Origin of the sequence: Trinickia diaoshuihuensis (assembly GCF_003390925.1) — a bacterium.
GTDB lineage: Bacteria > Pseudomonadota > Gammaproteobacteria > Burkholderiales > Burkholderiaceae > Trinickia > Trinickia diaoshuihuensis.
In genome coordinates this window covers 224189-246962 of the sequence record NZ_QUBS01000027.1, presented here as the reverse complement: position 1 = coordinate 246962, position 22774 = coordinate 224189, and the positions used below count along the sequence as shown (strand labels likewise).

The following is a 22774-nucleotide window of genomic DNA, read 5'->3' as shown; positions in this document are numbered from 1 at the left end:
GGGCGCGGCGGCCGGTGCCGCGTTCGGCGGCGGACGCGGCGCGGCCGTCGGAGCCGGCGCCGGGCTTCTGACGGGCGGCGCCATCGGCATGGGCACCGCGCAAGGCTCGGCGTACGACATTCAGCGGCGCTACGACTATGCCTACGTCCAGTGCATGTATGCGGCGGGCGAGCGCGTGCCGATGCCTGCCGGCTACGACAACGGCTATGAGACGCGGCGCTATTACACGCCGCCGCCTCCGCCGCCGCCCGGTTATTGATATTCGACGGTCGACCACGGCAGGCTCTGGGTCGGCGCTTGCCTGAGCGCGGCGTCTATTGCGATCGCTTCGAACTTTCGAAGTACTGAAAGCACAAGATGCTCGCGGCCAGCACGACAAGTCCCACGGTCCCGACGATCGTGAACGTAGCTCCGAACAAGAGTCGATCGCCGGCGAAACCGATCACGACCGAGAACAGCAGAAACATGGAGACGAGGGACACCGACGCTTCCTTGAGCGAAGTCACGAGTCCGATTTGATATAGCAGGCCGCACAGCCCGATCAGCGTCAGTGTTCCCCAAGGAAAAGAATGTGCCATCCGCTCGGCGCTCGCATCGAAGAGCAGGATATATAGCGTCAAGCCGATCGTCGAGATCGTGAAATACATGAGGAGCACAGCATCGGCATCCTCGGTTCGTGCAACCCGTTTGATTTCGTAAAGCGCGATCGCGCCGAAGAACGCCGAGGCAAGTCCGAATGCGATCCCGACGACGTCGGCATGCGCGCTCGGATTGGTCATGCACGCGACGCCGACGAGCGCGCCGATGACACACAATCCTCTCGCATCGGGGCGTTGCCGCCTGGAAAGCATGCCGATCGCATAGGCGAAAAACGGCAATGTGTAGGACAGACATAGCGCCGTCGACAAGGGAATGCGTGCGATCGCTGCGAACAAGCTTGAAACCGATAGGAAGCCGAGTGCGGCCCGCAACAGATGCTTATGCGGCCGAATGGTTCGGAACGGGTAGCGCTTGACGGCCAGCAGGCCCCAATAGATCAAAGCGGGCACCCCGAAGCGTGCGAGCAACAGCGCGGATTGGGGTACGCCGCCCGCCGCTTTGATCAGCATTCCCATACTGGCCAGACTAATCGGGCAAAGCAAAATCGCGGCAACGATTTCGGGCTTAGCGGAACGTAACGTCGTGCTCATCGGCCCACATCGACAGATAAAATATCGGAGAGACAGTAAGTCATTAGGTCCGGAAATTCAATTGGGCCAACACGATCTCACTAAATACCCAATGCGCTAACTATCAGGTTTTCGAGGTATACGGACCTGTCGAGTAAGCGGCTGCCGATATGCTACCGATCGCCCCCGAGCGAGACGTCCAGCGTGCCGTCGAGCCGCATCCGCACCTGCCCGCGCGCGACGTCGCGCCGATAATCGTAAAGGTCGAAACGCATGGTCTCGCGGCTGTCGTCGTGAATCAGCGTGCGTGCGTTGACGGCGAGCGCATCGAACATCTTCACGTCCCCGCCCTCGATCCACACATAGCTGCCGCTCGCATTCGCGGGCGGATGCGCGACGATGGCGTCCGGGTCGCGCGCGAACTTCAGAACGAGCCCCTGATCGGTTACCTCGGCGCTGGCCAAACGGCCCGCGAGCACCGGCGGGGGAAACACCGTGTATTGATCGAAGACGAGGCGGTCGCCCGATAACCTCGCCCCCTTGCGATCGAACGGCGTCAACCAGGCAAGCGGGATTCTCAATAGATGCAATAGATCGGCCTGCGGCACGCCGAGCACGGCCACGCGGCTCGGTACGTAAGCGAGATGCCGCGCGTCGAGCACCTCGATCTTTCCCGTCATCGACAGCGGCAGCCACGCCCCCGGAACATGATTCCAAAGCTTGATGCCGCCCGTCACGTCGAGCACGCCGTCGTGCGCGGCCAGCGAAAGCGCGTTCAGCGAACGCGGGGAATAGTCGAGCAAATAATCGTTGAAGAGCGCGGCCATCGCGGGCCAAGGCTCGAGGACTTCGCCGCCGACGATGCGGATCTCGTACTGATTCGGATCGTCGAGATCGACCGGATCGCCGGCGCGCTTGGGCACCATTTGGACATCGAGCGTACGCACGTGAAAACCGATCCCGCCCGTCACGAAAAAGTCGACGTTGGACAAATGGGCGCAGGTCGGCGCGGGTTGCGACGCACGCTCGCTCGGGGCGGACATCGCGACGCTCGGCTCATGCCAGGATGCGCGTACCCGTGCGGGGGTATCCGCCGCGGCATGAGCCGGAGCAGTTGCTGCGCCGGTTGCGGACGCAACGGCCTGCCCGGAGCCATCGCTCGTGGCACGCCAGCGCTCGCGGGCCGTATCGAGCGCATGCTGCTGGGCGAGCAAAAACGTATCGTTGTAGCGCGCGAGGGCCGAGCCCGGCGAGACCGCCACCGGCGGCGCCGCGGTGGGAACGAATACGTCCAATGCGCCGTCGGCCTGGAACGTCATGTACCCCGCCGAGAGTTGGTCGCGATAGCGATATAGATCGAACACGAACGGCGCATGCGCATCGACCGGATGCAGCGCAAGATCGAGGTTCATCGGCATCGAGCGCATGAACTTGACGTCGCCGCCGAGGAGCAGCATGCCCCGCTCGGGCATCCGCGCGGGCCACTCGATTGATTTGAGCGTCCCATCGTCGAGCACGAGCGTGACGCCACCCGTCTCGACGTTCACGCCGACGATCGTCATCGACAGCACGGGCGGCGGCATGAGCCGGGCAGCGAGCATGACGATGTCGTCGCCCTTGAGCCGCGCGATCGGCGTATCGATCGTCAGCAAATCGGCCATGCTCACATGGGCCGCCTGCATGATGCGGTCGGCATCGACGCCCGCGACGCTCACATGCGTGGCATGAAAGACGAGCGTACCGGGTGAGCCGAGCGTAAGCCGGCCGGCTAGCGCGAAAGGTACCCACGCCCCGCGCCACATCCGCCCCGTCACGCGCAACTCGCCCCCGGCCGGGGCCACGCGCACATCGCGCAGCGGCGTGCCCGCATAGTCGAATAAGTACTGGCCGAAGACGGCCGTCAGGCGATCGGCATCGAGCGTCACTTCGCCGCGATGGACATCGATGGCGACACTGGTGGGATCGTCGAAGACGATAGGCTCGCCCGCCCGCGTCGGCCTCATCGTCGCGGCCATGGAGCGGATGACGAAACCTAAACCGCCCGTTACCCGAAAATCGACGTCACGCGCGAACAGCAAAGTCGCGCCGATCCCGGAATCGCGCAGCGTCGCCTCGCGCGTGCGGCTGATCGACATGCCGCTTGCCGCCGGCACGCGCAACCGTATTTGCCGCTCGTGTTCGAGTTGCCGTGTCTTCAGCGCTTCGATACGCGGTGGCGCATCGGCGCCTTCCGCGCGGGCAGCCAGCGCCGCGTCGCCGCAGCCCGCGAGCGATACGAGAGCAATGAACGCCCCCGTCAACGCGGATAATCCGGCCGCGCGAACGCTCAAACGTACGCGCGCCGATCGCCGCTTTCCAGCGAACATGCCGTCCCCTCCCCGGCAACCGCGCGGCGCGCCGCATCGCAGCCGCCTGCATCCTGCCGAACGCTCTAGTTTTCGACGTTACGCAACGTCTCGATTGTCGTGCTTTATCGACGCTGCGCCGTATCGAAATCGTAGAGGCTCGTCACCAAACGGGGAGGCCGCAACAAAACGGCCGCGGGCGCCGCCCCTCGCCGTTCGTCAAACGCGGGGCGGAAATGCGCGGGCGGTTATTGCCGCGGATGTTGCTTCGCCCATTCCTGGACGGCGCTCATCGTGTTCTTCACATGCTGATCGGGCGACAAGCTCGTGTATTCGTAGAGGATCGTGCCGTCCGGGGCGATCACATACGACACTCGATTCGCCATCGTCTTCTTGAGGGGCATCGCGGCGTCATAGGCATCGATGATGTGCCGCTCGGGGTCGGCAGCCACGGGGAACTTGCTGCGGCATTCGCTGACGGAAAACTTCTTCAGCGTCGCGATGTCGTCGTGCGATACGCCGATCACAGTCGCTCCGTAGCGCTTGTATTCGTCGACGGCATCGGCGAACTCGTGCGCCTCGATCGTGCATCCTTTCGTGAACGCGGCGGGATAGAAGTACAGGACGACGGGGCCGTTCTTCAACGCGTCGGCGAGCGAATACGAATAGGCGTTGCCGCCGAGCGATGCCTCGGTCGTGAAAGCCGGCGCCTTCTCGCCCACCTTCAGCACGGCCGACGCATCGAGCGAACAAACGGAAAGGACCGCGCCCAGTAGGGCCGCGCACGCAGCGCGGTGCAAGCTTCGGTTCATTGCGATTCCTCGGAACAGGGTTGGCGCGCGCGAACAAAGGCCCCTGCCGCATGCAAGGGCGCCGTCGAGCCGCACCCCATCCGGGGCATCCTCGATGCGCACGCCGCGTTATTGAACCACGGCCGCGGTTTTCGCGCCGGCAAGTGCCCCGCTCAGGCCACCTCGTGCGCTCGCGCCCACATCGCGGCTTCGAGGTTGATCTCGGCGAACACGGACGGCGTAAGGGCGCCAAGCTCCGGATGCACGCGCGCCAGTTCGCGCGCCGCGCGTTCGTGTGCGCCGCGCTCCGCCGCTTCGGCGATCGTGAGCATCGCGCCGAGCGGTCCGGCGCGATGCACGATGGCATCGCTGATCTCCGCCACGAGCCCGACTTGCACGAGCGAATCGCCCGGCTCGGCATCGCCGAGCAGCACGTGCACGAGCGAAAACACGCCCGTCATGAAGGCGCGATCGACGAATCGTTCGCTATCGGGCCGAACACGGGCCGCAGCCAATTCCATGAAGCGCGAGCGGGCGCCGACGAGCTGCGCCAAAGGATCGGAGCGCCACGACAACTCCCCGCTCGATGCGTAAAGCAGCAACTGCGCCCAGCGTGCGATCTGCCTCGTACCGGCCGCGAGAATCGCCTCGCGCACCGAGCCGATGCGCCGCCCGAGCCCATAGGCGCTCGAATTGACGAGCCGCAAAAGCTGCATGACGACGTCGGGGCTGCGCTTCAGTTCTTGCTCGAGTTCGACGAGCGGCGCCTCCGAGGCGATCAACGCGAGCATCCGCAGCAACGACTGCCGCGACGGGTCGCCGCGCCGCGCCGACAGCACTTGCGGACGGGCGAAGAAGTAGCCTTGAAAGAGATCGAAGCCGAGTTCACGCGCAAGCGCGTAATCCTCATGCGTCTCCACCTTTTCGGCGACGAGCGTCTTACCGTGCGCTTTCACGGCTTCGGCCAACGCGGGCAACCTCTCGCGGTGGGCGGATAGAAAGTCCACCTTGACGATATCGACATGCGGCAACAGCGCCGTCAGCGCATCCGACAGATCGATGATATCGTCGAGCGCCACTTTGAAACCGACGCGGCGCAGCTTGTCGATGCGCTCGATCAGCGGCGCATCCACGCACACCGTTTCGAGCACTTCGAGCACAAAGCGTTCGGGCGGCAGCAACATCACGGCGTCGTCGAAGAGCATATCGCGACACATGTTCACATAACCGCGATGCGGGCCCAGCGTCACCGACACGCCCATGCTGCACATCGTGTTCACGACGACGCGCGCGGTGGCGCGAGCATCGTCGCAGATGAACGCGCGGTTGACCTCGCTCTCGCGAAAGAGCAACTCATAGGCCGCTAGGGCTCCGCCTCGCGCGACGATCGGCTGACGCCCGAGGTAAAGACAGTCGATTTCGCATTGGGCGCGCGCTTCGCATACGGGCGGCGCATCCGTGCGGACGATCGAAATTTCGGCCATAACTGATCCAGCTTGGTGTAGAACAAACGAGCGCGTCGCGAGCGGTCAGGGCCGCCGCCACGTCCTGAAACAAGGCCGGGAATCCCTCCATCGTGCACTGCTCGGAGCCGGGAAAGGGCCGGACCCCGTGCCCTTCCCCGCTCGACGCGCTCCCATTGTCCACAAAATGTGCCGCAAAAGCATGTCGGGGCCAATCCCGACTCAAGTTTCGTTGGATTTACGTACATTGTCCCTAAAGAATTCTTACGCGTCGCCGATAAAGAGTCCTGATAGGAGGTATGGCGAGGTGGCGTACGGCCTGCGCCCTCTGCCCGATCGACTTCGGTCGCCAGCGAGAACGAATGCAAGCAAAATCAACCGGCGCATCTCGCCGCAGCGCCTGGCGCGCGGCTCTTGACCTGCTGCGCTTGCGCGCGGGTAGAGCGCGCGCACACCCAGACGCCTTCGATATCGGCGACGAACGCGGCACCCTAACGTTGCAACTCGAAAAAACGCTGGGCGCGGTCGATTTCTTGGCGCACGTGGACAAGCATTTGCGCTTTCTATACGTCTCCGACGCGAGCCTTCGGTTCATCGGCTACCGGCGCGAGTACTTGCAAACGGTGTCGCTGCACGAGTTGGTGCCGAGCGGCGAAATGCACACGCTCGACGCGCTCATCGCCCGCGCCGCCGAAAGCGGCCGCGTCGAGCGCGCCACGTTGCACTTGATGAAATCGTTAACGTACCCGATCGCGGTCGAGATGCGGGTGGTCGCGAGCAGTCATGCCGGCACGGCGGGCTTCGCGATCAGCGCATTCGACGTCTCGGCGTGGCGCGCCAACGAGGAAAGACTGACCTACGAGTTGCACAGCGACCGGATGACGGGCCTGGCGAATGCGCTGGCGCTCACCGCCGCCGTCAAGCGGGCGCAGGAGGAGGCCGATGCGAACGGCAGCGGCGCCGCCCTGCTGCTGGTCGATCTCGACGATTACCAACGCGTGAACCGGGCACTCGGCTACGACGCCGGCGACACGCTGCTACGGGAAACGGCGCGCCGGCTCGAGGCGCTCGTGACGGCCGACGACATGCTCGCCCGCGTAACCAGCGACGAATTCGCCGTTTTGGTCCGTGCGGGCACGCGCGAATTGGCCGCCCAGCAGGCCGAGGCGCTCGGCCGGCGCTTCATGACGGCCGTTCAACAGCCGTACGCGGTGGACGGCCAGCCCGTACACCTCTCGGCCAGCGTCGGCGTGGCGCTTTATCCGGACCCCGCGCACGATACCGGCGCCTCCGGTTACTACGACCAGTTGCTTCGCCGCGCCGATCAGGCGCTCGCCCAAGCCAAGGCCTCCGGCAGCAATACGCTCGCGTTCCATACGGCGCATGCCGATCCCGCCGACGCGGAGCGCCTCAAACTGGAGGCCGACCTCTACGACGGCGTGCGCAACGGCGAGTTTTCCCTGCATTTCCAGCCGATCACGAGCAGTCACAGCCGCGGTGTCGTCGGCGTGGAGGCGCTGATCCGCTGGCATCATCCCGTGCATGGGTTCGTTCCGCCCTCGACTTTCATCCCGCTTGCCGAATCGATCGGGCTGATCAACTACCTCGGCAACTGGGTCCTGAAGATCGCCTGCATGCAGCTCATGCAGTGGGACGCGCAGGGCATCGTGCTGCAATATGTCGCCGTCAACGTTTCGCCGCAGCAGTTCCGCGATCCCCGCTTCACGCAAAACGTGCGGGACGCCCTGGCGCTGACGGGCGTCGATCCCAGCCGGCTCGTGTTCGAGATCACCGAATCGCTGCTCATGCAGGATCCGGCCCACGCGAAGGTCCTGCTCGAAGAGCTGACCACGATCGGGATTCGCTTCGCCGTCGACGATTTCGGCACCGGCTACTCGTCGCTGGCATATCTGCAACGTTTTCCGCTGGCGAAGCTAAAGATCGACCGCAGTTTCGTCGAGAACCTGCTAACCTCTCGCAACGATCAAGCGATCGTGTCCGCCGTGGTCGGCCTCGCCCAAACGCTCGAACTCGAACTCGTCGCCGAGGGCGTCGAGACCGAAGCGCAGCGCGAGCTGCTGACCTCGATGGGCTGCGATCACATTCAAGGTTGGCTGGTTTGCAAGGCATTGCCGTCCGATGAGTTGGCGAAACGCTTCGAGGACCGCGTGCTGCATCTGCACGAGGCGGGCGTGACCACGGCGGCGGTATAGATAAACAAATATCCGTATGGTTCGAACGAGATTCACATGGTAAAGGCGGCGCTGCTCGATAAGCTGTGGGCGCGCATGAGCGAGCGCGGCGACTTTCCGATGCTGTCGCAATCGTTGCGCACGACGATGGCGGCCATGAAGAACGACGACCTCGATTTCACGGGACTCGTACAAGTCGTGCTATCGGATTTCGCGCTGACGCAAAAGGTGCTGCGGCTCGCGAACTCGGCCATGTACATGGCGTTCGGCGGCAACATCACCACCGTCACGCGTGCGCTGATGGTACTCGGCATGGACGCCGTCGGTCATCTCGTTGTCGGCTTGAAGCTCGTCGATCACTTCCATCACAGCGCGCCGCACCGCATCGATGCGAAGCTCGAATTGAATCGCACGATGCTCTCGGGCTGCGTGGCGCGCAAGCTCACCGAACACGGCGATCTGCGCGAAGGCGAGGAAGCCGTCGTATGCACGCTCATGCGGCAGGTCGGCAAGCTGCTCGTCGTCTTTTACCTCGAAGCGGAATGGGAACAGATTCGCCGGAAGGCGAGCGCGGGAGACATGGACGAAAGCGCGGCCTGCGCGGCCGTGCTCGGCGTCAGCTTCGAGGAACTCGGGCAAGAGGCGGCCACGCGCTGGCGCCTGCCCGATACGATTCGCGCGGGCATGGGCAACTACGAGCCCGATGCGAAGGAACCGCCGCAGATACATTGGCTGCGGGCCGTCACCAATTTTTCCACGGACGTGGCCGGCGTGTTGAGCGCGGCCGACATGGCCGAACATACCCGCGAAGTGCAGATCGCCGAATTGGCGCAGCATTACGGCCGTGCGCTCGGCAGCGAGCCCGATGAACTCGTGCAAATGACCGTCGCGCTAGCGCGCGAAGAAGCCGGCGAAGGCTTCATGCGCGAAATCGACGAGTTGCGCGCGAACGCCGATGCCATCGCTCGCGCAAGCGTCAACGCCGAAGCGCGCATCGCGGCCGGCCTGGAAGACCTGCGCGCGCTGCCCTCGGAAAACGCGCTCGCGCCGGTGCTCGCGCTGGCCTCGGAAACGGTATTGGCCGGTTTGAGCTTTACGCGCACCGTCGTATTCGTGCGCCAGGGCTCGGGTTTTTACAAGGCCCGCCTCGGTTTCGGCCGCGACGTCGAACGCGCGCTGCCTTCTCTGTTCTTCAAGGAAGCGTTCGAGCCGGACGTCTTTCATCTCGCGATCGCCAATTCGGTGGGAATTTTCATCGAAAATGCGCGCGACCCGAAGATGTTGGCGCGCCTGCCGATGTGGTATCGCAATGCGTTCGACGATGCGCGTTCGTTCGTCCTGCTGCCCGTCACCGCGCATCAATCGACGGTCGCCCTGCTCTATGGCGACTGGTCGCTCTCGGAAGAGCCGCGTAAGGTCTCGCAGACGCAGATGAGCGCGCTCAATGAACTCGCGCGCGAACTGGGGCGTTTTTTCGCGCACGCGCCGGCGCGGGAATTGGAAACGCTCTGACGCAGCACTTCGTTGCCGCCGGGGCGCACTGCCCCGGCGCGCCTCACTCCTCGATCCGCTCGAGCCCCTCGTTTTCCTTGCTTTGATCGGCCGCGCTGGCCCATGCGGCCGCGCCGATCGCGATCTGCGCAAGCTCGCACGACGTCAGCGGCGCAAGCGCGGCGCTCGCTCGATCGAGCGCCTCCCAATCGCCGCGCTCGAGCGCTTCGATGGCGCCGAGCAGCGTGCCGAGCGGCCCTTCCCGCCGCAAGATCGCCGCGCGGATATGGCTCGCGAGCGTGAGCGCATCGAGTGTGTTTTCGAGCGTATCGCCGAACACGGCATCGACGAGCGAGAACACCCCCGTCAGAAACGCGCCGTCCACTACTTTGCGATTGGCCGAAGCGAGCCGTGTCGATGCCAGCTCCATGAATCGCGCCCGCGTGGCGGCCAACTGAACGAGCGGATCTTGCTCCAGCGGAACCTTGCGGCCGTCGGCGTAAAGCAGCAGTTGAGTCCAGCGCGCGATGCGGTTCGTGCCGGTTGCGTTGATCGCGTCGCGCAGTGTGGCCACCTTGCGGCCGATGCTCGCCTCGCCCGAATTGGCCAGGCGCATCAAGTGCATGACGAGAACGGGATTGAGCTTCAGTTCGGCTTCTAGCTGTGCGACGCTCGGGTCCGCCGACAGCAGACGCAGCAAATTGAGCAGCGCCTGACGCGGCGCATTCACGCGGCGCCCGCCCTGCTTGCCGCCGCGCGCGAAAAAGTAGCCTTGGAACAAATCGAAGTGCAGCGCCTTCGCCTGCTCGAAGGCCTCGTGGGTTTCGATATTGAGCGCGATCAAGAGCTTACCGGCCGACTTCAGCGCCTTCGTGAGTCGCTGCAACAGATCGGGATCGAAGCGCGCCGGGTCGATTTTGACGGCGTACGCGTAGGGCAGCAGCTTCGCGAAGGCCTCATCGGGCTTGCGCAAGTCGTCGATGACGAAACGGTAGCGTCTGGCATGGAGCGTTACCAGGCGCGCGATCAACTCCGCGTCGACGGCGAGTTCGGACGATATTTCCAGGTAGAAGCGATCGGGGGCAAGACGCGCGATGGCATCGGAAAAAAGCAGCGGACGGCTGACATTGAGGTAGCCGTGGTGCCCCGACAGCGCGGTACGTACCTCGCTTGCACCGAGCGCGTCGAGCAGATGCGCGGCCGCGGCATCGGTCGCTTTGCGGACGTCGGGCTCATCGCCCGCATCGACGGGTAATTCACGCAGATGCAATTCGAAGCCGCGCAGCAAACCGTCGGCGTCGAGAATCGGTGCCCTGGCGGGATAGCGCACGTGGCCGGCGTGGGCCGGATCGGATAGGACTGCGGCAACCGCCGGGCGCTGCGCCGAGTCTGTCATCGTCCCCATCGCCGCTCTCCTTTCTTTTTCTTACGATTTAGCTGCGCGACGCTGGTCTGGACGTCTTTTCTCCGCGCAAGTTGGGGCGATTATAACCGTAAAGTCGTGACGAAAAATCGAGGGCGCGCACGACGCGCGGCGCGGTTTTCGCCGCACCGCGCATGGCGCGCGCCGTCACCCGCCGACGATTATTTCAGAACCACTTTCACGTCGAAATACTTGGCCGCGATCTTCTCGATCGTGCCGTCGGCCTTGAGCGCTTTCAATGCGCCGTTCAATTGAGCGAGCAGTGCCGTATCGCCCTTGCGCACGCCGTAGCCGACGCCCGAGCCGAGCAGCTTCTCATCCGATACCGTGGGACCCGCGAACTCGAAGCCTGCGCCTTGCGGGCGCTTCAAGAAGCCCTTGGACGCCGCCTCCGAATCTTGGAACGCGGCGTCGAGCCGGCCCGAGGCCAGATCGCCGTAAACTTGATCTTGCGTTTGATACGAGACGACGTCGATGCCGGCCGGCGCCCACTTGGCCTTCGCATACGTTTCTTGGATCGTGCCTTGCAGGACGCCCACGTGCTTGCCCTTGAGCGAAGCGGCGCTCGGCTGCAAGCCGCTGCCCTTCTTGGCGATCAACTGATTCGGGATCGTGTAGATCGGATCGGTGAAGTCGATCGCTTGCTTGCGCTGATCGGTGATCGTCATGTCGGAGTTGATCGCGTCGAACTTGCGCGCTTGCAAGGCGGGAATGAGACCGTCGAAGTCGTTTTCGACCCATACGCATTTGACGTTCAGCTTCGCGCAGACGGCATTGCCGACATCGACATCGAAGCCTTGCAGTTGTCCCGACGGGCTCTTCGACTCGAACGGGGCGTACGACGCCTCCAGGCCGAAGCGCAACTGCTTCAGATCCGCCGCGGATACGCTGCCGGCCGCAGCCACTGCCGTCGCCGCGATGAGTGCGAGCGACATCTTTTTGCGCAAGTTCGATTTCATCAGGTAGATCCTAGACAGAGTTGATACCGGGTTGACGCTTGGCGCGCATCGTCGCCGCGCCAAAATTACCGTTCAAATGCCCGATGCGCGGTTGATGCGGCGCACAAGACACACGGGACCGGCATTGTACGGCCATCGCGCGTGGCGGCGCGGGCAAGCCGGTACGATGCGGCGGGAGGAAGACGCAATTGCATGTCGCTCGGCGGCAAGTGCGCGACGGGCCTTTGACCCATATCAACGGCCGCGCTTCGCTGCTCGCCAAAATCGATTGGCATGAGCGATCGCGGCCCTCGCGGCGCATCGGCATCGCAGCGGAGACGCACGATCATGAACTGGCTGGCAGAATATTTTGCGCAACGCGCAACCCCGCTGACGCTATCGCTGTCGGCGCACCCGCCGCTCGCGATCGGCCCTGACGGGCCCGTCACGCAACCGCTGTACGCATTGCCCTACCCGGGCGCCGAACTCGTCTTCAGCCCGGGCGAGACGCTCGAGCACGGCGATCACAGGTTCCAGGTGCCTGCGCGCTACGAAACGCGCGGAACGCTCGCCACGCATGCGGTCGGGTCGCCACTGAACGCGCCGTGCCCGCCGTTCTTCAACCGTGTCGCGATCTATGCGCCCTCGCCGTTCAACCCGGAGTTTCTCGTCTCCGTCAACGACGTCTTTTCGTTCGTCCCGGTCTTTGCGAAAGACGGCAGCCCAGGTTTTTTCGGCACGGCGTTCGAGTTGCCCGAAGCGGCGGGCGCCGCCTCGCGATTGCGCCTGCCGTGGACCTTCGAAGGCTACATCAGCATCTGAGGCCGGCCGGGGACGGGGACGAGGCCGGGGCCGCGCGAGGCCCCCCGCGTCATTGCCGAAACTTGCGCGTCCGCTCGTCGCGACGCATGGGAGCCATTCATGAAAGCGATCACGAACGCCCCGGCCGTGCTGCGGTTCGATGAGATCCGCCGGACCGATGTTGCGCGCGTGGGCGGCAAGAATGCCTCGCTCGGCGAGATGTTCGCCACGCTATCGGGCGAAGGCGTGCGCGTGCCGCCCGGCTTCGCCACGACCGCCGATGCCTATTGGCGTTTCATCGACGCCAATGCGCTGCGCGAGACCATTGCGTCCACGCTCGCCGCTTACACGGTCGGCAAGCTCACGCTGGCGCAAGCCGGCGACGCGATTCGCCGTTGCATCGCGCAGGGCGAATGGCCCGCCGAACTCTCCGCGGCAATCACAGCAGCATACCGGCGGCTGTCCGAGGAACTCGGCGAAAGCGAAGCCGACGTCGCCGTGCGCTCGAGCGCGACGGCCGAGGACTTGCCCGACGCCAGCTTCGCCGGCCAACAGGAAACGTTCCTACACGTGCGCGGGGAGCACGCGCTGCTCGCCGCCTGCCGCCGCTGCTACGCGTCGCTCTTTACCGATCGCGCGATCAGCTATCGCGAAGCGAAAGGCTTCGATCACTTGCGCGTCGCGCTGTCGGTCGGCATCCAGCGCATGGTCCGCTCAGACCTGGGCGCGGCCGGCGTGATGTTTTCGATCGACACGGAAACAGGCTGCGACAAGATCGTCGTTATCGATGCGTCGTGGGGGCTCGGGGAAAACGTGGTGCAAGGGGCCGTCGACCCGGACGAATACGAGGTGTTCAAGCCCTTGCTGACAGACCGCGCGCTTCGCCCGATCATCGAAAAAAAGCTCGGCGGCAAGGCGCAGAAAATGATCTACGCGCGTGAAGGCGAGCGTACGACGAAGAACGTGCCAACCTCGAAGGCCGAACGCGCGCGCTACGTGCTCGCCGACGACGAGATCCTCGCACTCGCGCGCTCGGCCTGCGCGATCGAGGCGCACTATGGCCAACCGATGGATATGGAGTGGGCCAAAGATGGCGCAAGCGGCGCGATGTTCATCGTTCAAGCGCGGCCCGAGACCGTGCAGTCGCGGCGCGAGGCCAGCGCGATCAAGACGTACCGGCTGCGGCAAGCCGGTACGCTGTTGCTGACGGGCGTGGCCGTGGGCGAGGCGATCGCGACCGGCCGCGTATGCGTGATCGAACATCCTCGCGAGGCCGCGCGCTTCGTGGACGGCGCGATCCTCGTCACGCAGAACACCGATCCTGACTGGGTCCCGCTGATGCGGCGCGCCGGAGCGATCGTCACCGATCACGGCGGACGCACCTCCCATGCGGCGATCGTGAGCCGCGAGCTCGGGCTGCCCGCCATCGTCGGCACGGGAAACGCGACGCATGAGTTGCACGACGAACAAGAAATCACGGTCTCGTGCGCGCAGGGCAGCGACGGGTTCGTCTATGCGGGCCGCGGCGAGTTCGATGTCGAATCGATCGATTTCAGCCGGCTGCCGCGGACACGTACCGAGATCATGCTCAATCTAGCGAACCCCGCCGCGGCGTTGCGTTGGTGGCGCTTGCCGGCCGACGGCGTGGGACTCGCGCGGATGGAATTCGTCGTCGGCAATGCGATCAAGATTCATCCGATGGCCCTCGTTCGCTACGACTCGCTGCCCGAGGACGACACCAAACGTACGATCGCCGCGCTCACGCAAGGATATGCCCCGCGCACGGAGTATTTCGTCGATCGGCTCGCGCGCGGACTCGCACGCATCGCCGCCGTCCAATATCCTCATCCGGTCATCGTGCGGCTGAGCGACTTCAAGACCAATGAGTATGCGAATCTGATCGGCGGCGCCGCGTTCGAACCGCATGAAGAAAACCCGATGCTCGGTTTTCGCGGCGCCGCCCGTTACGATTCGCCGCGCTATCGTGAAGGCTTTGCGCTCGAATGCCGGGCCATCGAACGCCTGCGGGGCGAACTCGGTTTCGAAAACGTCATTGTCATGGTGCCGTTCTGCCGCTCGCCGAAGGAGGCCGATCGCGTGCTCGCGGTCATGGCTGAGCACGGCCTCGCTCGCGGTCAGCGCGGTCTGCAGGTCTACGTCATGTGCGAGATACCGTCGAACGTCATCTTGGCTGAAGCCTTCGCGCGGCGATTCGACGGCTTTTCGATCGGCAGCAACGATCTGACGCAACTCACGCTGGGCGTGGACCGTGACGCGGCTGAACTCGCGGCACTGTTCGACGAGGAAGACGATGCCGTCAAATGGATGATCGCCCGCGTCATCGAATCGGCGCATCGCTCGGGAGCGAAGGTAGGCCTGTGCGGGCAAGCGCCGAGCGACCGGCCGAGGTTCGCGCGGTTTCTCGTCGAGTGCGGGATCGATTCGATTTCCGTGACGCCCGATAGCTTCGTCACCGTGAAAAGACGCGTCGCGCAGGCCGAGGCCGAGATCGCCAACGCTCCTGTGCGCGACGCGTAATGAGAAGGGACGGGGCGGTAACGGGCGCGCTCAGCGAATGCCGCCGCTGACACAACACATCGCCGGTCGAGCCTGCGCGGGCGGGTACACGCACCAGGAACCGTCGCCATGGCGAAATAGAAAAATCGAACGGACGCCGTCCCGCCCGCGCATCTCCACGCAGACATAGCGCGCACGGTTGCCGACCATCCGGCCTGTACGAAGCACGCGCGCGGGGGAAGCGATCGTCGGTGCAAGCCACTTGTCCACCAGCGCCCGTAGCGAAATCTTGTCGGCACCCATCGCTCGTCTCCTGACTCGTTGCCCGGCGGACCCGCTCGATGCCGGCGGCCACGCTCTTGAACACAGTATCGGCAACGGCCTTTCGGATAGAAATCAGCGGCTGCCGAGAATCGCGTCAAGCGTTGCCGCCCTTTGTCGGCGCCGGACTACAAGCGCCGGCGATAGGCGGGAAGCCACGCACGCTCGTGCCGTTGACGGCCGTCAATCGCGGTTTCGCGCCAGCGCCTATCCTGGAAGGGAGGCAACCGCTGTTTGCAGGGAGAGTGTCATGTCCGCCAAGACCTTCATTGCGTTCGTCATTGCCGGGAGCGCCGCCGCAGGCATGGGGGCCGCGCCCGCGCAGGAACGGCCACTCGGACACGAATCGGCCGTCGGACCGCATACCGAAGCGCACGCACCGGGTCAAAGGGGGCCGGGCGGGCCCGGGGCCGGGCCACCTCCGGCCGGCGTGACGCGCCCGCTGCCCGGCATGGTGCCAGGCATGGCGCCCGGCAATGCGCCTCGCAACCCCGCCTTCGTGCAGCAGCCGGGCGGGCCCGCTCCGGCGATGCCGCAGCGCGGCAATCCGTCGTTCAGCCCCCAGCTCAATCCTCCGCGCGATAACGCTCAAGCCGCGCCCCGGTTCGATCGGCCGCACGCGCCGGGCATCGCGCCGCACGTCGTACCGGGCGGACCGATCGAGCGCGCGCCGCGCGCGCTCGGTGCCGTCCCAGTTCCGTATCGCGGCGATATGCATCGCTTCGTCGACCAAGACGCACGCGTATGGCGCCGGGGCCGCTGGCATCACTCACACCACGATGGACGCTTCGGGTGGTGGTGGGTAGTGGGCGGCCTTTGGTACTTCTATCCGCAGCCCGTCTATCCCTATCCGGATCCCTTCATCCCGGGCGAGGTACTCTATGGCCCCGACGAGACCAGCCCCTATTGGTACTACTGCCAATCGGCCGGACAGTACTACCCCTATGTCACGTATTGCCCGGAGGGATGGCTAGCCGTCGTGCCGGATCAATAAAGCACACGCGCCGGTCATCGACCTCTCGCCCAGCGCCGCCCGCAGCCATGTCACGCCGCGACACCGCGCAATCGATCTGCGCTTCCGTGCTCGCCGACCGCTATCTCGCCCCGGGCGAGAGCGATCGCCGCGACGTCTTCCGGCGCGTCGCGCTCGCGCTCGCCGCCGTGGAGCCCGAGCCGCTGCGCAACCGCGTCGCGGCCCGGTTCTACCGCAATATGCTCCGCGGTGCGATCGGGGCCGGACGCATCATGGCCAATGCCGGAACAACGCAACCGGGGACGATGGTCAATTGTTTCGTCCAACCGTTATGCCCGCCGCAACGACGCGTCGCGCTTGCGGACGATATCGAACGGGCGCTGAGCGATGCGCGCGCGACGCTATCGATGGGCGGCGGCGTGGGCTACGATTTCTCGGCTATCGCGCCCGCGCTCGGCGAGTCCGGGTCGTCCTCGGGCGGTGTCTGCCCGGTCGTCGACCGCTTCGACGAAGCATGCCGGCGGCTGACGTTCGCAGGCGCGCGGCATGGGGCTCAGATGGCGGTACTGCGTTGCGATCATCCCGATCTCGTCGCGTTCGTGCGCGCCAAACGCGGCAGGACGCGTTGGCCTACCTTCAACGTATCCGTTGCCGTCACCGATGCCTTCATGAGCGCGGTCGCCGACGATGCGCCGTGGACGCTCGCGCATCACGCAAAGCCTACCCGCCCGCGTGCCGCGTCTTCGCGGCGCGCGGACGGCGCCTACGTCTACACGCAGATCGGCGCTCGCATGTTGTGGCGGGATATCGTCGAATGCGCGCGCGAGAGCGCCGAACCGGGGCTCCTTTTCATCGACACGATCAACGCAGCGAACGTCCTCGCGCCGATCGAAACGATCGACGCGACCAATCCCTGCGGCGAACAACCGTTACCCGCATGGGGCAGTTGTGTGCTCGGACCGATCGACCTCTCGCGGCTCGTGCATCACCCGTTCGGCGCCGATGGCGAGCCATGCTTCGATTACGCGCGGCTCGCCAGCCTAGTACGCACGCAAGTGCGCTTGCTCGACAACGTCATTACCGCCACACGCTGGCCGTTGGCGGCTCAAGCGCGCGAGGCGCTGTCCAAGCGGCGTATCGGCGTGGGCGTCACCGGTCTCGCCGATGCACTCGCGATGATGCGCTTGCCCTACGACGCGCCGCCCGCGCGCGCGCTCGCCGCTCGCATCGCTGCCTGCATACGCGATCATGCCTACGCGGCGTCGAGTGAGATCGCCGCCGAGCGCGGTCCTTATCCGCTATTCGATGCCGCCTACCACCTCGCGCCCGGTAGCTTTGGTTCGCGTCTGCCGGAGCCGGTGCGAGTCGCGATTGCCCGGCACGGTCTGCGCAACAGCCACTTGCTGTCGTTTGCCCCGACCGGAAGCGTCAGTCTGGCGTTGGCCGATAACTGTTCGAACGGTATCGAGCCTGCCTACGATTGGGTGTATGGCCGCGCGGTGCGCTTGGGCGGTCGCGAGGCACGCGTCTATCGCGTCGAGAATCACGCGCACCGGCTTTACCACGCGATATATGGCGCGCAAGCGCCTTTGCCCGGCTACTTTCGCCGCGCGCGGGAGATCGGCGCGCTCGAGCATGTCTCGATGCTGGCCGCTTTGCAGCCATTCGTCGATGCGGCGATTTCGAAGACCGTGACGATCGACTCCGGCGCTTACGACGCGCAAGTCGATACGCTGCTCTTCGCCGCATGGAAAGCGCGGCTCAAGGGCATTACGGTGTTTCGTCCGGATCCGAAACTCGAGGCGGTGTTGACGCCGCGCTGTCCGACTTGCTAAAGCGCGGCAGCGACGCCGGTCGCGCCGCCGCCCATACCCGCTTCGAAACCTCAGTTGATTTGCAGATGCTTTTTCGCGGTCGTCGTCTTCTTCGGCAGGCTCAGCGAGAGCACGCCGTCTTGATAGCTCGCGGCAGCGCCGGCTTCATCGATATCGCTCTCCAACGAGAACGACCTGCTGATCATGCCCGAATAGCGCTCGCTGCGAATCACGCGCTCGCCTTCTTTCAATTCCTTGTTGCGCTCGGCTTTCGCGCTAATCGATACAACGTTGCCGTCGATCTTCACATCGATGTCCTTCTTGTCGACGCCCGGCATCTCGGCCTTCACCGTATAGGCGGTATCCGATTCGGTCACGTCGATCTTGACGTCCGCGAGCGGCATATCGCCGTTATGCAAGGCCAACGAACGCATCGGACGGAAAAAGCCTTGGAACAGATCGGGAATCGATTCGATCGAGAACGGGTCGTAACGCGTCACATTGCTCATTGCATTCGCTCCTAAAGTTAAGAGGACAAGCGAGCGTGCGCGCCTTCCGGCACCACGCACTTCGCTTGACTCACTGTAGGACGCGCTGCAAAAGCGCCATTGATTTGCGTCAACGGGGCAGCATGGGATGCGCGTTGCCGCCCCTTACCCCTTACCGCCGCAGCCCCGCCAACGTTTCTTGCGTCATCTCGACGACGGTCAGGCCCGCTCGCAATCCAGGCTTCACGGTACGGTTCGGGAACACGATTCGCTCTTCGTCGTGCGTCACCGTATACCGGTAGTCGCCGTCTCGCGCGAGCACGGTGCCGTGCGCGAAAGGCGTGAAGTTCGAGACGTCGTCCGCCATGAAAAGCTCGAACGCGTCGCTATGCTTCGTGATCTGGCCAATCACGGTGAACACGCGCGGCATCGGTGCCGCGTCCTCTTCGCCCGAACCCGAGACGAGCGCGCGCACGGCCGCATCGGCCGCCGCGAAACGCGTCAAGTCGTTCTCGCCGAACGGCCTCACTTTGCCGAGTTCGAGCGTGCAGGCGTTGGCCCCGAACGACTCCGCGGTGAAATGCGTATAGGTATTGCCCTTTGCCGTATGCAGCAATACCGCTTCGATACGCGCGTGGGCCAGCCATTCGAACATTGCGCGAGAAGGCGGGTTGCCCGTATGCGGCAGCAGCGCGAAGCGCTCGAACACCGAGGCTCGAATCGCCGTATGCATGTCGATATGCCAACGCAAGCGCGCATCGCCGGACGCGTCCGCGAAGAATTGCGCGGCCGCCGCTTCGAGCGCGCGCGCGCGCGGCGCCTCGCGACTCTCACCGAGTTGCGCGTGCCGTCCGCAAAATAGCCGGTTCAGATCGTCGTCGAGGTACCGGCAACCGGCTCGCATGGCCGCCACATTGCCTAAAACCACACCCAAACGGCAGGCCAGCGGCAGATCGCCGCGGGCGATATCGGCCAGCATCCGCGAGAGCAACTCGATCGGTGCCGTTTCGTCCCCATGCACGCCGGCCGAGACGAGCACGCTCGGCAAGGGCTGCCTATCGCCGGTCGCACGCGGCAAGTGCGGCGTAAGCTCGACGACACCGTCGTCGAGCCACCGATAGCGCACGCCGCCCGCGATCTCGCCCTGCGCCTGCCCGGGATCGGGGCGCGCGCCCGACAACGTATACGCCAGGAAATCGGCGAACATCGCCGGCTCAGCGCTGAAAGTCATAGAGCGAGCCGAGGCCCAGGATCTGCGTCAACTCGTCGAGCGCGGTGCGCGATTCGAGCAGCAAGCTCGGATCGGCGAGGTCGCTCGGCGCGAGGCGGTCGCGATAGTGTTTGCCGATCCAGGCATCGAGCCGCGCGAACAGCGTATCGTCGATCCACACGCCCGGCGCCACGGCGCCACGTTCCGCCTCGGTCAACACCACACGCAGGCGCAAGCAAGCGGGGCCACCGCCGTTTTTCATGCTTTCGCGCAAATCGAACACGAGCACGTCGTCGATCGGCCCCGACCCGCTGACGAGATCGTCGAGATAAGCCGCCACGTTCGGATTCTCGCGGCATTCCTGCGGAACGACGAGCACGTCGCGTCCGTCGGGCCGTGTCAGCAACTGGCTATTGAACAAATACGAAGACACGGCATCGCCGACGCTCACTCGCGCATCGGGCACCTCGATCACGTTCAACTGCGCGCCCGTGCGCGCTAGTTGCGCGCGCAACTGATCGTACACGGCGCTTTGTTCGACGAATGCCCGCTCGTGACAAAACAGCGTTTGCCGGTTGCCCACCGCGATGACGTCGTTATGAAAGACACCCGCGTCGATGACGTCGGGACGCTGTTGCGCGTAGACGGTACTCTCCTCCCCCAGCCCATGCCGCTGCGCGACGGCACGGCTCGCTTCGAACGTCTGCCGCGCCGGATACTTGACGGGTTCGGGGCCACGCCGGTACTCGCTGCGCCCATAAACGAAGAACTCCACGCCGCGTTCGCCGTACTGCCCGCAAAAGCGCGTATGGTTCGCGGCGCCTTCGTCGCCGAGCGCGGGGGTGCCCGGCAACGCCTCGTGCACGGCGAAGCGCGCCGGATCGGCGAAGATCGCCGACAGCGTGCGGCGCGTCGCCTCGTGCTCGATCGCGCGGTGAAGCTTGCTCGTCAGGTTGGCCGGCGTGAAGTGCACGCGCCCATCTTGCGTATCGGCCGACGGGCTGACCGTGGCCGCGTTGGCCGTCCACATCGCGGAGGCCGAACTTGCCGCGGCGAGCAGCTCGGGCGCGTCCTTGGCCGCGCGCTCGATCACCCGCTCATCGGAGCCCGAGAAGCCGAGTTCGCGCAGCAGCCGCAGCGACGGCCGCTCTTGCGGCGGCAATACGCCTTGCAAGAAGCCGAGGTCGGCCAGTTGCTTCATCTTGCGCAAACCTTGTTTGGCGGCGGCGAGCGGATTGGCGATCGATTTCTCGTTCGTTTGCGACGCCACGTTGCCGAACGACAGCCCCGCGTAGTTGTGCGTCGGACCTACGAGTCCGTCGAAATTGGCTTCCCGTGCTTGCATCGTCGATCCTTCATCTATCCTTAGAATTGAAGACCCGGCGAAACGCTCGCGGGCATCGTGAGTTGCGTGCTTTCGACCGAGGCCATCGGATAGGCGCAATAATCGGCCGCGTAATAGGCGCTCGGCCGATGATTGCCCGAGCGGCCCGTGCCGCCGAACGGCGCCGCCGACGACGCGCCGTTGGTCGGCCGGTTCCAATTGACGACCCCCGCGCGAATCGAACGATGAAACTGCGTCCAGCGCGCTTCGTCGTCGGCCAGCAATCCGGCCGAGAGGCCGTAGACCGTGTCGTTCGCGCGCGCGATCGCTTCGTCGAAATCCGCGTAGCGCACGACTTGCGCCAGCGGCCCGAAATGTTCTTCGTCGGGTAGATCGGCGACGTCGGTCACGTCGAGGATCGCCGGGCTTACGAAACCCAAGCCCTCGTCGCGTTGTTCCATTTTCAGGAGCGCTCGCGCGCCCGCCTCGACGAGCCGCTTTTGCGCCTCGACGAGCTTCGCCGCCGCGCGCGCCGAAACGACGGCGCCCATGAACGGCTGCGGCTCGGCATCGTACAAACCGTAGGCGATACGCGAGCTGACTTCGGTGAACCGTGCGAGGAACCGATCGCCGAACGCGCCTTGCGGCACGAAGATGCGTCGCGCGCAGGTGCAGCGCTGGCCCGCGGACAGATAGGCCGATTGGATCGTATGGTGCACGGCGGCATCGAGATCCTCGACGTCTGCGACGATCAGCGGATTGTTGCCCCCCATCTCGAGCGCGAGCACGATCTCGGGCCGCCCGCCGAACTGCTTGTGCAGCAGCGTGCCCGTATCGGAGCTGCCCGTGAAAAACAGCCCGTCGATCTGCCGATGATTGGCGAGCGCCACCCCGGTGTCCTTCTCGCCCTGCACGAGGTTGAGCACGCCCGCCGGCAGGCCGGCCTCGCGCCAAACCTCCACCGTGGCGCGCGCGACGTCCGGCGCAAGTTCCGACGGCTTGAACACGACCGTGTTGCCCGCGATCAGCGCGGGCACGATATGACCGTTGGGCAGATGGCCCGGGAAGTTGTACGGCCCGAATACGGCCACGACGCCATGCGGACGATGCCGCAAGACGGCGGTGCCGTCCGCCATCGGCATGCGCTTCTCGCCCGTGCGCTCGTGATAGGCCGTGATCGAGATGCCCACCTTCGCCGCCATGGCGGCGACTTCGGTGCGCGCTTCCCACAGCGGCTTGCCGGTTTCGCGCCCGATCGCGTGGGCAATGCTTTCCTTACGCTCGGTCAAGAGCGCCGCGAACCGTTGGACGATCTCGATGCGCGCCTCGAGCGGCAACGCCGACCACGCGCCGAACGCGCGGCGCGCGCCGGCCACGGCGCGGTCGACGTCCGTCCCCGAGGCGCTCTTGCCTTCCCACACCACCGCACCCGTTCCGGGGTTGCGCGATACGAAAGCCGGGCCGCCGGCCTCGCACCATTGTCCGTCGATAAAAAGTTCGCTCATGTTGTTTCG

General features: G+C 65.0%; 17 protein-coding genes and 1 pseudogene. 7 read left to right on the top strand and 11 right to left on the bottom strand.

All coding sequences use genetic code 11. The annotated features are described in order from the left end of the window. Positions 1-259: pseudogene (locus DXT59_RS09165) on the top strand (hypothetical protein); the annotation flags it as partial. Between the two features lie 55 nt (positions 260-314). Here DXT59_RS09165 and DXT59_RS09160 read toward each other — a convergent pair. The 4 genes from DXT59_RS09160 to DXT59_RS09145 all read right to left on the bottom strand — a co-directional run bounded on the left by DXT59_RS09160 (position 315) and on the right by DXT59_RS09145 (position 5789). Then, positions 315-1190 carry a DMT family transporter gene (locus DXT59_RS09160; RefSeq protein ID WP_116136577.1) on the bottom strand — a complete coding sequence of 292 codons (876 nt, stop codon included), beginning with the start codon at positions 1188-1190 and terminating at the stop codon, positions 315-317. 152 nt (positions 1191-1342) lie between these two features. Further along, positions 1343-3535: a hypothetical protein gene (locus tag DXT59_RS09155; RefSeq protein ID WP_116136576.1), complete on the bottom strand. Its 2193-nt coding sequence runs from the start codon at positions 3533-3535 to the stop codon at positions 1343-1345. 227 nt (positions 3536-3762) lie between these two features. Beyond that, positions 3763-4326 (bottom strand): peroxiredoxin, encoded by a 564-nt coding sequence (locus DXT59_RS09150; protein WP_116136575.1) that lies wholly within the window; start codon positions 4324-4326, stop codon positions 3763-3765. Between the two features lie 152 nt (positions 4327-4478). Next, positions 4479-5789 carry an EAL and HDOD domain-containing protein gene (locus DXT59_RS09145; RefSeq protein WP_116136574.1) on the bottom strand — a complete coding sequence of 437 codons (1311 nt, stop codon included), beginning with the start codon at positions 5787-5789 and terminating at the stop codon, positions 4479-4481. 341 nt (positions 5790-6130) lie between these two features. On the opposite strand from DXT59_RS09145, the gene DXT59_RS09140 reads away from it, so the two are divergent. After that, entirely contained in the window at positions 6131-7981 is a 1851-nt protein-coding gene (locus tag DXT59_RS09140) for a putative bifunctional diguanylate cyclase/phosphodiesterase (RefSeq protein WP_116136573.1), read from the top strand. Between the two features lie 36 nt (positions 7982-8017). Next, positions 8018-9472, top strand: coding sequence for an HDOD domain-containing protein (locus DXT59_RS09135; RefSeq protein WP_116136572.1), 1455 nt, complete (start codon positions 8018-8020; stop codon positions 9470-9472). Between the two features lie 43 nt (positions 9473-9515). Here DXT59_RS09135 and DXT59_RS09130 read toward each other — a convergent pair whose 3' ends face one another. Both DXT59_RS09130 and DXT59_RS09125 read right to left on the bottom strand, forming a co-directional pair. Then, positions 9516-10856, bottom strand: a complete 1341-nt coding sequence (locus DXT59_RS09130; RefSeq protein WP_420823377.1) for an EAL and HDOD domain-containing protein — start codon at positions 10854-10856, stop codon at positions 9516-9518. Between the two features lie 179 nt (positions 10857-11035). Next, positions 11036-11833: an ABC transporter substrate-binding protein gene (locus DXT59_RS09125; RefSeq protein ID WP_116136571.1), complete on the bottom strand. Its 798-nt coding sequence runs from the start codon at positions 11831-11833 to the stop codon at positions 11036-11038. Between the two features lie 327 nt (positions 11834-12160). On the opposite strand from DXT59_RS09125, the gene DXT59_RS09115 reads away from it, so the two are divergent. Together DXT59_RS09115 and ppsA are read left to right on the top strand one after the other, a co-directional pair. Then, entirely contained in the window at positions 12161-12634 is a 474-nt protein-coding gene (locus DXT59_RS09115; RefSeq protein WP_116136569.1) for a hypothetical protein, read from the top strand. A gap of 99 nt (positions 12635-12733) precedes the next feature. Further along, positions 12734-15151 carry a phosphoenolpyruvate synthase gene (gene ppsA / locus DXT59_RS09110; protein ID WP_116136568.1) on the top strand — a complete coding sequence of 806 codons (2418 nt, stop codon included), beginning with the start codon at positions 12734-12736 and terminating at the stop codon, positions 15149-15151. A gap of 30 nt (positions 15152-15181) precedes the next feature. Here ppsA and DXT59_RS09105 read toward each other — a convergent pair whose 3' ends face one another. Beyond that, positions 15182-15433: a hypothetical protein gene (locus tag DXT59_RS09105; RefSeq protein ID WP_116136567.1), complete on the bottom strand. Its 252-nt coding sequence runs from the start codon at positions 15431-15433 to the stop codon at positions 15182-15184. A gap of 268 nt (positions 15434-15701) precedes the next feature. Here DXT59_RS09105 and DXT59_RS09100 point away from each other — a divergent pair, with 268 nt between their 5' ends. Both DXT59_RS09100 and DXT59_RS09095 read left to right on the top strand, forming a co-directional pair. Next, on the top strand, positions 15702-16445 hold the full coding sequence (locus DXT59_RS09100) for a hypothetical protein (RefSeq protein WP_116136566.1): 744 nt from the start codon (positions 15702-15704) through the stop codon (positions 16443-16445). Between the two features lie 47 nt (positions 16446-16492). Further along, positions 16493-18259 (top strand): adenosylcobalamin-dependent ribonucleoside-diphosphate reductase, encoded by a 1767-nt coding sequence (locus tag DXT59_RS09095; protein ID WP_116136565.1) that lies wholly within the window; start codon positions 16493-16495, stop codon positions 18257-18259. 50 nt (positions 18260-18309) lie between these two features. Here DXT59_RS09095 and DXT59_RS09090 read toward each other — a convergent pair whose 3' ends face one another. The 4 genes from DXT59_RS09090 to astD all read right to left on the bottom strand — a co-directional run bounded on the left by DXT59_RS09090 (position 18310) and on the right by astD (position 22765). After that, positions 18310-18747, bottom strand: a complete 438-nt coding sequence (locus DXT59_RS09090; RefSeq protein WP_116136564.1) for an Hsp20/alpha crystallin family protein — start codon at positions 18745-18747, stop codon at positions 18310-18312. 151 nt (positions 18748-18898) lie between these two features. Beyond that, positions 18899-19957: a succinylglutamate desuccinylase gene (astE, locus tag DXT59_RS09085; RefSeq protein WP_116136563.1), complete on the bottom strand. Its 1059-nt coding sequence runs from the start codon at positions 19955-19957 to the stop codon at positions 18899-18901. Then, positions 19941-21281: an N-succinylarginine dihydrolase gene (astB, locus tag DXT59_RS09080; RefSeq protein ID WP_116136562.1), complete on the bottom strand. Its 1341-nt coding sequence runs from the start codon at positions 21279-21281 to the stop codon at positions 19941-19943. Before astB ends, astE begins: the two co-directional genes overlap by 17 nt. A gap of 20 nt (positions 21282-21301) precedes the next feature. Further along, the gene (gene astD / locus DXT59_RS09075; protein WP_116136561.1) at positions 21302-22765 is read right to left on the bottom strand and encodes a succinylglutamate-semialdehyde dehydrogenase; all 1464 of its coding nucleotides are present in this window, start codon (positions 22763-22765) and stop codon (positions 21302-21304) included. Between the last annotated feature and the right edge of the window lie 9 nt (positions 22766-22774).

Coding starts and splice junctions, on each gene's coding strand:
- DXT59_RS09160 (WP_116136577.1), bottom strand. CDS start 1,190: ATGAGCACGACGTTACGTTCCGCTAAGCCCGAAATCGTTGCCGCGATT.
- DXT59_RS09155 (WP_116136576.1), bottom strand. CDS start 3,535: ATGTTCGCTGGAAAGCGGCGATCGGCGCGCGTACGTTTGAGCGTTCGC.
- DXT59_RS09150 (WP_116136575.1), bottom strand. CDS start 4,326: ATGAACCGAAGCTTGCACCGCGCTGCGTGCGCGGCCCTACTGGGCGCG.
- DXT59_RS09145 (WP_116136574.1), bottom strand. CDS start 5,789: ATGGCCGAAATTTCGATCGTCCGCACGGATGCGCCGCCCGTATGCGAA.
- DXT59_RS09140 (WP_116136573.1), top strand. CDS start 6,131: ATGCAAGCAAAATCAACCGGCGCATCTCGCCGCAGCGCCTGGCGCGCG.
- DXT59_RS09135 (WP_116136572.1), top strand. CDS start 8,018: ATGGTAAAGGCGGCGCTGCTCGATAAGCTGTGGGCGCGCATGAGCGAG.
- DXT59_RS09130 (WP_420823377.1), bottom strand. CDS start 10,856: ATGGGGACGATGACAGACTCGGCGCAGCGCCCGGCGGTTGCCGCAGTC.
- DXT59_RS09125 (WP_116136571.1), bottom strand. CDS start 11,833: ATGAAATCGAACTTGCGCAAAAAGATGTCGCTCGCACTCATCGCGGCG.
- DXT59_RS09115 (WP_116136569.1), top strand. CDS start 12,161: ATGAACTGGCTGGCAGAATATTTTGCGCAACGCGCAACCCCGCTGACG.
- ppsA (WP_116136568.1), top strand. CDS start 12,734: ATGAAAGCGATCACGAACGCCCCGGCCGTGCTGCGGTTCGATGAGATC.
- DXT59_RS09105 (WP_116136567.1), bottom strand. CDS start 15,433: ATGGGTGCCGACAAGATTTCGCTACGGGCGCTGGTGGACAAGTGGCTT.
- DXT59_RS09100 (WP_116136566.1), top strand. CDS start 15,702: ATGTCCGCCAAGACCTTCATTGCGTTCGTCATTGCCGGGAGCGCCGCC.
- DXT59_RS09095 (WP_116136565.1), top strand. CDS start 16,493: ATGTCACGCCGCGACACCGCGCAATCGATCTGCGCTTCCGTGCTCGCC.
- DXT59_RS09090 (WP_116136564.1), bottom strand. CDS start 18,747: ATGAGCAATGTGACGCGTTACGACCCGTTCTCGATCGAATCGATTCCC.
- astE (WP_116136563.1), bottom strand. CDS start 19,957: ATGACTTTCAGCGCTGAGCCGGCGATGTTCGCCGATTTCCTGGCGTAT.
- astB (WP_116136562.1), bottom strand. CDS start 21,281: ATGCAAGCACGGGAAGCCAATTTCGACGGACTCGTAGGTCCGACGCAC.
- astD (WP_116136561.1), bottom strand. CDS start 22,765: ATGAGCGAACTTTTTATCGACGGACAATGGTGCGAGGCCGGCGGCCCG.